At 62.4% G+C, this 8,349-nt stretch carries 8 protein-coding genes and 1 pseudogene; 5 read left to right on the forward strand and 4 right to left on the reverse strand.

The window, feature by feature from the left end; genetic code table 11:
• Positions 1 to 417 precede the first annotated feature (417 nt).
• Complete coding sequence (locus tag AC1DY5_RS32170; protein ID WP_478118078.1) at positions 418 to 558, forward strand: hypothetical protein; 141 nt, start codon at positions 418 to 420, stop codon at positions 556 to 558.
• A gap of 10 nt (positions 559 to 568) precedes the next feature.
• On the opposite strand, the gene AC1DY5_RS32175 is transcribed toward AC1DY5_RS32170, so the two are convergent.
• Both AC1DY5_RS32175 and AC1DY5_RS32180 read right to left on the reverse strand, forming a co-directional pair.
• Positions 569 to 1,441 (reverse strand): MBL fold metallo-hydrolase, encoded by an 873-nt coding sequence (locus AC1DY5_RS32175; protein ID WP_478118079.1) that lies wholly within the window; start codon positions 1,439 to 1,441, stop codon positions 569 to 571.
• Between the two features lie 90 nt (positions 1,442 to 1,531).
• Positions 1,532 to 1,666 (reverse strand): hypothetical protein, encoded by a 135-nt coding sequence (locus AC1DY5_RS32180; RefSeq protein ID WP_478118081.1) that lies wholly within the window; start codon positions 1,664 to 1,666, stop codon positions 1,532 to 1,534.
• 434 nt (positions 1,667 to 2,100) lie between these two features.
• Between AC1DY5_RS32180 and AC1DY5_RS32185 the strand changes: the two genes are divergently transcribed.
• The 4 genes and pseudogenes from AC1DY5_RS32185 to AC1DY5_RS32200 all read left to right on the forward strand — a co-directional run bounded on the left by AC1DY5_RS32185 (position 2,101) and on the right by AC1DY5_RS32200 (position 6,098).
• Positions 2,101 to 2,670 carry an NADPH-dependent FMN reductase gene (locus AC1DY5_RS32185; RefSeq protein ID WP_478118082.1) on the forward strand — a complete coding sequence of 190 codons (570 nt, stop codon included), beginning with the start codon at positions 2,101 to 2,103 and terminating at the stop codon, positions 2,668 to 2,670.
• A gap of 681 nt (positions 2,671 to 3,351) precedes the next feature.
• Positions 3,352 to 4,563: pseudogene (locus tag AC1DY5_RS32190) on the forward strand (PAS domain-containing protein); the annotation flags it as partial.
• Between the two features lie 45 nt (positions 4,564 to 4,608).
• Positions 4,609 to 5,931: a hybrid sensor histidine kinase/response regulator gene (locus AC1DY5_RS32195; RefSeq protein WP_478118088.1), complete on the forward strand. Its 1,323-nt coding sequence runs from the start codon at positions 4,609 to 4,611 to the stop codon at positions 5,929 to 5,931.
• On the forward strand, positions 5,904 to 6,098 hold the full coding sequence (locus AC1DY5_RS32200; RefSeq protein ID WP_478118084.1) for a response regulator: 195 nt from the start codon (positions 5,904 to 5,906) through the stop codon (positions 6,096 to 6,098). Before AC1DY5_RS32195 ends, AC1DY5_RS32200 begins: the two co-directional genes overlap by 28 nt.
• 322 nt (positions 6,099 to 6,420) lie before the next feature.
• Here the strand turns inward: AC1DY5_RS32200 and AC1DY5_RS32205 are convergent, their stop codons facing one another.
• Together AC1DY5_RS32205 and AC1DY5_RS32210 are read right to left on the reverse strand one after the other, a co-directional pair.
• A complete protein-coding gene (locus AC1DY5_RS32205) occupies positions 6,421 to 6,966 on the reverse strand; it encodes a flavin reductase family protein (protein WP_478118085.1) in 546 nt (181 codons plus the stop codon).
• 14 nt (positions 6,967 to 6,980) lie between these two features.
• Positions 6,981 to 8,255, reverse strand: coding sequence for an acyl-CoA dehydrogenase family protein (locus AC1DY5_RS32210; protein WP_478118087.1), 1,275 nt, complete (start codon positions 8,253 to 8,255; stop codon positions 6,981 to 6,983).
• Between the last annotated feature and the right edge of the window lie 94 nt (positions 8,256 to 8,349).

The raw sequence follows: 8,349 nt of genomic DNA on the forward strand, positions 1-8,349 counted from the left end.
CTGCCAGCCTTGCATTGCCGCGCTCCTTCGCAGTTCGGGGGGCGGACACGATACGCCGCAGTGCGGTGAACAGCAATGCTCGCGAAATCAACAACTTAGCGAACTGACCCCGCGCCGCCACTGGGGATGCAAGCCGTCAGTTTTGACACCGAAAACAAATCGACCCCATCAATGACCGTTTTAGTACAGCCAGTCCGCATCCTTGTCTCGCCACAGATGTCGCCCCGCAGATTCGGCGTCATGACCAATCAGCAGCGCCAACGACCCTCAATACGCGAGAGGCCGTAAAGACGAGCATCGCTTGCATTCGGTGGAAGCCCTTGTAGAAGCCCTTGTAGTATCTTTCTGCACGGAAAGGACGACTACCCCGAGCAGCGCATCCGGCGCGACAGCTTCACCAGCGTCGCCGAGCTGGAGTTGGCCATCGATCTGTACGTCGCGCACCACAACATCGATCCAAAGCCCTTCATCTGGACGGCCAGCGCTTCGGACATCCTGGCCAAGGTCACACGGGCCAAGGCCGCTCTCGCCAGAGTCGCTGCCAAGGCGACCCGATAAGTACCTACACTTAGCGGCGATTCGGGTCCTCGAGCCGATACCCCTCGCCCCAACGCCGGATCCTTCCGACCGACGGAGACGGGAAGTGGGCCGTGCAGCACAGCGTCGGCGTATCGCAATAGCGCTCGAGGAATGCCCTGCGCGTGATCGCAGCGAGGGCGGGATCTTTGTCAAAGGCGAACGAGAGTTTGGGATACCTCGTCTGCAGCGGCACGTGGATCAGGTCGCCGGTCATCGCGACCTCRTCCCGCCTCGAGCCGAAGCACAACGACACGTGACCTTCGGTGTGGCCCGGCGTCGACAGGATGCGAACGTGGTCGCCGAGCTGGAAGTCGTCGTCGACGAGCTCAGCCCGGCCCGCGCGAACGATCGGCAGGACGCTGTCCTCATACACCGCGTTGGCGGTTCGCGCGTTCGCGGCTTCGGTGGCCGCATGCTCGCGCCGGCTGAACACGTAGCGTGCGTTCGGGAACGTGGGCACCCATTCGCCGTCGACGAGCCTCGTGTTCCAGCCGACGTGATCGAGGTGCAGGTGCGTGCACATGACGAAGTCGATGTCGCCGACGGACAGACCTACCGCCCCCAGCGCCCGCATGTAGGTGTCGTCGGACTTCATGTGCCATTCCGGCCGCGGGCGCTGCTTGTCGTTGCCCAGGCAGCTGTCGACGAGGATCGTGTGATGCGGGGTCCGCACGACGTACGATTGGTAGCAAAGCCTGAAGACATCGTCGGCATCGAGCGAGTGCGGCCGCAGCCAGCTCCGGTTCTCGTCGAGCAGTTCGGGCGTCAGTGCAGGAAGCATCCCGAGCGCCGGCAGGAACGGGGCGTCGAGCTCGACGATGCGGTGGACCGTCATGTCGCCGACGGAGAACGTCACGCTCATGGCTTGGCTCCTTTCTTCACGTGTCCGAAAGAGGAACTTCGACCGTGCCCGACACGATCGTCCGGTCGTGGGTGGCGCCGATGTGCTGTTTCATGCGTCGCTCGGGGAGTCGCCCTCTGAGATATTGCCGCGCAGGATCGCTTCGCGCAACTGGTTCGCGAGTACGTCGAAGGGCTTCGGCGCCGAGATGCGGTTGATGACCACGGGCTTGCGCGTATCGGCCACATTCGGCTCCTGCTCTCGCGTCGGGAGGAGATGCTAGCGCAGAGGTTCCATCGCCTGCCGCCTCTGTCGGCGCTGCTTCCGCTCGATGTTCGAGGACTTGACGATCTCGGCCCAGGTCTTCGTCTCTGACTCGATGAATGCAGGGTTTAGCGCCTCCTCAGGCCGCCGGCGGCTTCGTGCGCCCGAACGCCGGCTCGTGCCGGCCGAACGCCGCCAGCCAGGCGACGAGCTTCGGGGACGACGGCCGCCACTGCACAGGCTTGCGCTTGTAGAGGAAGGCGAGCWAGGATCCGGAAGTGCAAGAGCGGATTCGCGCTGCCTACGCAGAGCCGGCGACCTCCACACCCGAGGAGATGGCAACGATCACGCGGAGGGAGCAGGCACGCTGGAAGTCTCTGATCCTGAGCAAGAACATTCGTCTCGATTGAACGCAAATGCAGATCGCCCTGATCATTGGAAGCCTTCGGCAGGACTCGTGGAGCCGCAAGGTGGCGGCCGAGCTGAAGAAACTTCTTCCCACGCGGCACAGCCTGTCAGAACTCCCCATCGGCGATCTGCCTCTGTACAACGCGGATCTTGAGCTGAATCCGCCGGAGGCTTGGCTGCGTTTCCGCCGCGACCTGTCACGCTCGGACGCGGTACTGGTGGCTACTCCTGAGTACAACCGCACCGTGCCCGACTGCCTGAAGAATGCGGTGGATGTCGGCTCAAGGCCTTACGGTGAGAACAGCTGGGCAGCCAAGCCTGCGGGAATTGTTGGACTGAGTACGGGTCCTTTGGGCGGCGTGTGCGCGGTTCACAACCTTCGACAGGCTTTCGTGACTGTGAATGCCACGACATTGCCGAATCCGGAGGTACACCTCGGTCATGTTGAGGGGTGCTTTGACGACTCTGGCCATTTGACGGACGCAGTCCGCGGTCGAATGCAGGTCTTTGTCCAGGCGTTCGTCCAATGGTGTGAGAAGCACGGTGCACAGCCCGACTGGTCCGGGYAGAACGGCTGACACTCAGGCTGGCGGTCGTCACGATTGCAAGTTCAGGCGACAGTAGGCCAACCAGTGACTGCTTTCGAGGCATTTTCGGAGGTGCCGCCGAAGGACCGGTCCTGGCCGGGACTGCCCGTTCACCAAACTCGCCGATAGCAGCCGTTGCGCAACCGGGCGATCACGCCGAATGACTGCTGCCAAGCTCGGCCGCGAACTCACGCTCGCGGCAACAGAAGCAAAAGTTCGCCAAGGTCCGGTTAAGGGGGCCCCTTGTTTCCAAATGTACCGATTGGAGAAAAGCACGCGACCTGTGCGTGGCACGGCAATGGGCGCCCGAGATTCGGCTCGGCGACTTTCTGTTGCCAAGTGCGCCCACGGGGACGAGCGAGAAGTCGCCGTCTGCTTCGTATGGCAAATACTGGCAGCCCGAGCCCTCGCCGCTTGGCTCCCGACTGCCCGGCTCCTCGGAAAAACATTGACGCTACGCGAAAATCCCGCCCCGGGTTTCCCGTGGCGCCGAAATTGCGCGATCATCGACAGTGTGTTAATGGGCCTGCCTCGCGCCCGACCAGCGGATTCATCGAGAATTTATGGCCACGCTGCAGCAACCGCCCTCAGTGTCCTCGGAAGAGACCGCCCTGACTCCCAGGTCACTGAATTTTCCCGTCATCGGCATTGGGGCGTCTGCTGGCGGCATCGATGCGCTGCTGCGCTTCTTCGAGCAGATGCCGGCCCAGTCAGGAATGGCGTTTGTCGTCATCTTGCATCTTTCACCCAAGCACGAGAGCAGCGTGCCCGAGATTCTTCAACGTGTCACGGGCATGCAGGTGTCGCAGGTTCAGGCGGCTGCCCGCATCGAAGCCAACCAGGTCTACGTGATCCAGCCCGGCGTCGACCTGGCGATGGAGGACGGACACCTGACCTCGAAGCCGCGCCAGCGCGAAAAAGGCCCTCACTTGGCCGTCGACCGCTTTTTTCGAACCCTTGGCCTGGTCCACCGGGAACGCGCCGTCTGCATCGTCCTGTCCGGAACCGGCAGCGACGGCGCCGTCGGGCTCAAGGCGGTCAAGGAGCATGGCGGCATCACGATGGCGCAGTCGCCCGACGACGCCGAGCACGACGGTATGCCGGCGGCAGCAATCGCCACCGGCATGGTGGACATCGTGCTTCCCGTGGCCGAGATGGGACAGCGCCTGATCGAGATCTGGAGCAACGCTCAACGCATCAGGCTGCCCGATGCAAAACAGGTCTCTCCCTACAGCGATGAACCGCATGGCGAAGCCGCGACCGAGCAGACCGAAAAGTCCGCCCGACGCTGCGCAGACCCTCCTGATCGGCCAGCTCGAGCGGGAGTTGCATGGATTGAAGCTGCACCTGCAGGAGGTGATCGAGGGCTCGGAGACTTCCGCCGAGGAGCTGAAGGCGTCCAACGAGGAGCTGCAGGCGATCAACGAAGAGCTTCGCTCGGCCACCGAGGAGCTGGAGACCAGCAAGGAAGAACTGCAATCCTTGAACGAGGAACTCGTCACGGTCAACTACGAGCTCAAGGCGAAGGTCGAGGAGCGCGGTCAAATCAACGACGATCTCCAGAACCTGATCTCCTCGTCCGAAATCGCCACCGTGTTCGTCGATCGCGGCATGCACATCAAGCGCTATACGCCGCATGCGAGCAACCTGTTCAACCTGATCCCGTCCGATCTGGGCCGATCCCTGTTCGACATGACGAGTCGGCTGGAGTATCCCGAGCTCGCCGAAGACGCGGCCGCGGCGTTCAAGGACCTGCGCGCCAGTGAACGCCATGTCACCAGCAGAGAYGGCCGGAATTTCCTGGCGCGGATCCTGCCGTACCGGACCTCCGAGGACAAGATCGAAGGCGCGATCCTCAATTTTTTCGACATCACGGCGTTGCGGGCGGCCGAGGAGCGCGTGCGCGTGGGCGAGGAGCGCCTGAAGGTGGTGGCGGCGACCACCCGCGACTTCGCGATCATCACGACCGACGCGCAGGGCATCATCGCGACCTGGAACGCGGGCGCGGATCTTCGGCTACGCCGAGGTGGAGATGATAGGCCAGCCGATTGCCACCATCTTCACGGCCGAGGACCGGGCGCATGGGATCCCCGAGCAAGAGATGCGTACTGCCGCGGAAGCCGGTCGCGCCGAAGACGAACGGTGGCACCGTCGCAAGGACGGCAGCCGCTTCTTCGCAAGCGGCGTGCTGACACCGCTCGAAGGCGCCGCCGGACCCGGGTTCGCCAAGATTGCACGCGACATGACAGGTACCAAGCAACAGGAACTCGCGCACGAACACCTGCTGCTCAAGGAGAAACAGGCCAACATGAGYGCGCAGATGGTGCCAACGAACTGAAGGACAAATTCTTGGCGGTCATGTCGCATGAGCTGAAGCAGCCGCTGAACCTGATCCAGATGAATGCCGAATTGCTGAACCGGCTGCCTGCGGTGTCGGAGCATCCGGCGGTGCGCCGGATCGGCGACACGATCAAGCGTGCGGTCAGCAGCCAGACGCGCATCATCAATGATTTGCTGGATCTCTCACGGATTCGTACTGGCAAGCTACGCCTAAACCGAGTCGACGTCGACATCGGCGACATCGCCCGCTCGTTGACGAGGTCCGCAACCCACGAGCTGGCCAACAAGCGCATCGAGGTCGAGTTTCACGCCGAAGCCGGTGTGCGCTGCCATGGCGACCGCGTTCGCGTCGAGCAGATCGTGTGGAACCTGTTGAGCAACGCCGTCAAGTTCACGCCAGATGGCGGCAGCATCAAGGTCGACGTTGCGGCCGAGGATGATTTCGCCAAGGTCGTTGTTGCCGACACGGGCAGCGGCATCGACCCCGAGCAACTGCCTCACGTGTTCGGCATGTTCAATCAGGCCGGCGCCGAGTCATCGGGCAATGTCGGCCTGGGCATCGGGCTCGCCCTGGTCGACGAGCTCACGCGGGCGCACGGCGGTCGGGTGAAGGCGCAGTCAGAGGGCTTGGGCCGAGGTTCCACGTTCACGGTATGGCTGCCCTTGCAGGGCGCGGAAGCGCCCGAGGCGCCCGAGATCACGCCGGTCGAGGCAGACCTCAAGGGTTGGCGCGTGCTGGCGGTTGACGATTTCGTCGAAGGCCTGGCTCCCTTTGCTGAAGTGTTGCGCCTCGAGGGCGCGGTCGTCGACGTGGCGGACAGTGCGAGGAAGGCCCTCGAATTGCTCGAGACCAGCAGCTATGACCTGCTATCTCGGACCTGGGCATGCCCGAGATGGACGGCTACAAGTTGATTGCCGAGGTGCGAAGGCGGCCCCGCACACGCGACCTGAGAGCGATCGCGATGTCGGGATTCGGCCGAAGGGCCGACGCGCGCCGTGCGCTCGAAGCGGGTTTCAATGCGCACGTGCCTAAGCCGGCTGCCGTGGATGATCTCAAGGCGGTGATCGGCAAGCTGTAGCAGCCCAGCCCCCTCCACACTTGGTGATGCCGGACCTTGGCATCACCGGCAAAGGCGGTGTGTTGTTCATGTCGAACATTGAGCGACTGCTTTTCGGAAGGCAATAATGGCCGCCGTATGTCAACCCTAGACCATCGCAGTCATACAAGAATTCCACGCGAATGATCGCTTCGTGCGAGGAAGCGGTCATTGACGGGCGCTGACGAGCGCGTGATTTCCGCTACGGAGATTTGAATATGACTTTCATTTGCGCGCCTCGTTAAGGGTTCGAATGCGTCACGTCGCCAATCTGGGTCTCAGCGCCGATCGAAACGACGAGGCGCTATTGCGGCCGAGCCAAGGTGTCGGCTAGCTCCCACAACGATCCCATCTGTCCCGAATGAAAGAGCAAAGGGGGCGATTCGGTCCGCGAAAAGCGATCCACTCGCCCAAGGATGATCGTGTGATCTCCCTCCTGATGACGCGAATACGTCGAGCATTCGAACKTCGCCACGCTCTCGACGAGCTTCGGACAGCCGTTGGGTCCGATTTCGAAGGCGTCGAAGAAGCGCTCGAACTTGTCCGGCGCGGGCTTGGCGAAATGCCAAGCCAGGTCACGCTGCTCGGCGTTCAACACGCTGAGATTGAAAGGTCTTGCCGCAAGAAATGCATCGGCACTGCGAGTGTCGTCGCGGATGCTCCACAAAATCAAAGGTGGATCCAGCGAAACGGAGGAGAACGAGTTGATCGTCATGCCCTCGCGCTTGCCGTCTGGTGTAGTGGTCGTCACGAGGCACACCCCCGTCGGGAATGCGCCGAGCGCCTGCCGTAGCTGGCGAGCATCGACCGTATCGGCCGCGTCGCCCGTGATAAGTGCCCAGGAGTACATGGCAGACGCCTCGTTCAGTACTGGCCCTTCGGCTCGAGGCCGAGTAGGTATTGCCCCACCATCGAAGAGACCGCGTCCCAGTTGAGACTGATGTGGCGCGAGATGGCGTTCGCGTCGCGCCACATGCGCTGAATCGGCTGATTCAGCGACAAGCCAGCGCCTCCCACGCTGGCGAACACCGCTTCGACAGCATCTCGCGAAAGGCGAGCGGCGAAGGCATGGTCGCGTCGATTGCGAATCCGTTGTTCGACGCTGATGACGTGACCATCTGCCGCCATCTGCTCCACTTGTGCGGTATCACGGTAGAGCAGTAGCCGCGCCGCATCCACGCTCGCCGACGCTTCGGCCAGACGAGATTGGACCGGGAAGAACTCGCTCAGCCTGCTTCCTCCTCCAGAAACGGCCCCTCGGGTTACGCGCGAACCGGCCAAATCGATCAGTTCGTCGACGGCGCCTTGAGCTGTACCGATGATGGGCGAAACAAGGCAAACCGGCACCGCCGAAAGGAAAGGAATACGGTAGATCGAGTTCGCATTCACCTTGGTGCCAGGAGGGTGGTTCGAGGAAGCCTCTGCGAACGTCAGCTTGCGGTGCCCCGGAATAAAGGTCGGCTTGTCGATGACGACCGCCTTGGATCCCGTGCCTGCCTGGCCGGCCACGTGCCAGTTGTCCTCGATCGACCAGTCCGATCGTGGCGCGAGCAGAAAGCCAGCCGTCGTCGGGGCACCCTTTTCTTCCGCCGGAAACTGAACGCCCAGCAACGCCCACTGGGAGTTGTCCACGTTGGACGCGAAAAGCCATTTGCCTTGCACGACGTAGCCCCCGTCGACCTTCTCGGCCATCGTTGCTGGCGCATAGGAGCCGCAGACGATTGCGCTGGGGTCCTTACCCCAGACGTCGTCTTGGGCTTGTTCAGGGAACGTGCCGACCAACCATTGGTGGATGGCGCCCAGCGAACAGCCCCAAGACGATGAGGTGCAGCCTCGCGCGAGTTCGCTGACAACGTCGATAAACGCAGTAAACCCGTACTCGTAGCCGCCATAGCGCGCCGGCTGCATCAACTTGAAAAATCCAGCGTCATGAAAGTTCCGGGTCGTCTCGTCAGATACCCGGCGATCTTGCTCGGTGCGCTGCGCACGAGCGCGGAGCACCGGAACCAATTCGCTTGCGGATGCAACTATTTGCTCGATCGGCGGGGCGCCTACGACAGGCGACTTCCGCCCCGGGGCCGGAAGGTCAACGTGATTCAGTTGCGCGAAGGGGGCAAAGGGGGCAGCGACGTCATTCATGGAAGTCTCCAGGTAGGGGTTGGTCCTCAAGCGAGGACTCGATTGAAATCCAAAATACTTGTAAACGCAAGCAATATAGAACTAGGGTTTACGC

It is taken from the genome of Variovorax sp. P4_D9 (genome assembly GCF_056401695.1).

Coding starts and splice junctions, on each gene's coding strand:
- AC1DY5_RS32200 (WP_478118084.1), top strand. CDS start 5,904: ATGCCCGAGATGGACGGCTACAAGTTGATTGCCGAGGTGCGAAGGCGG.
- AC1DY5_RS32210 (WP_478118087.1), bottom strand. CDS start 8,255: ATGAATGACGTCGCTGCCCCCTTTGCCCCCTTCGCGCAACTGAATCAC.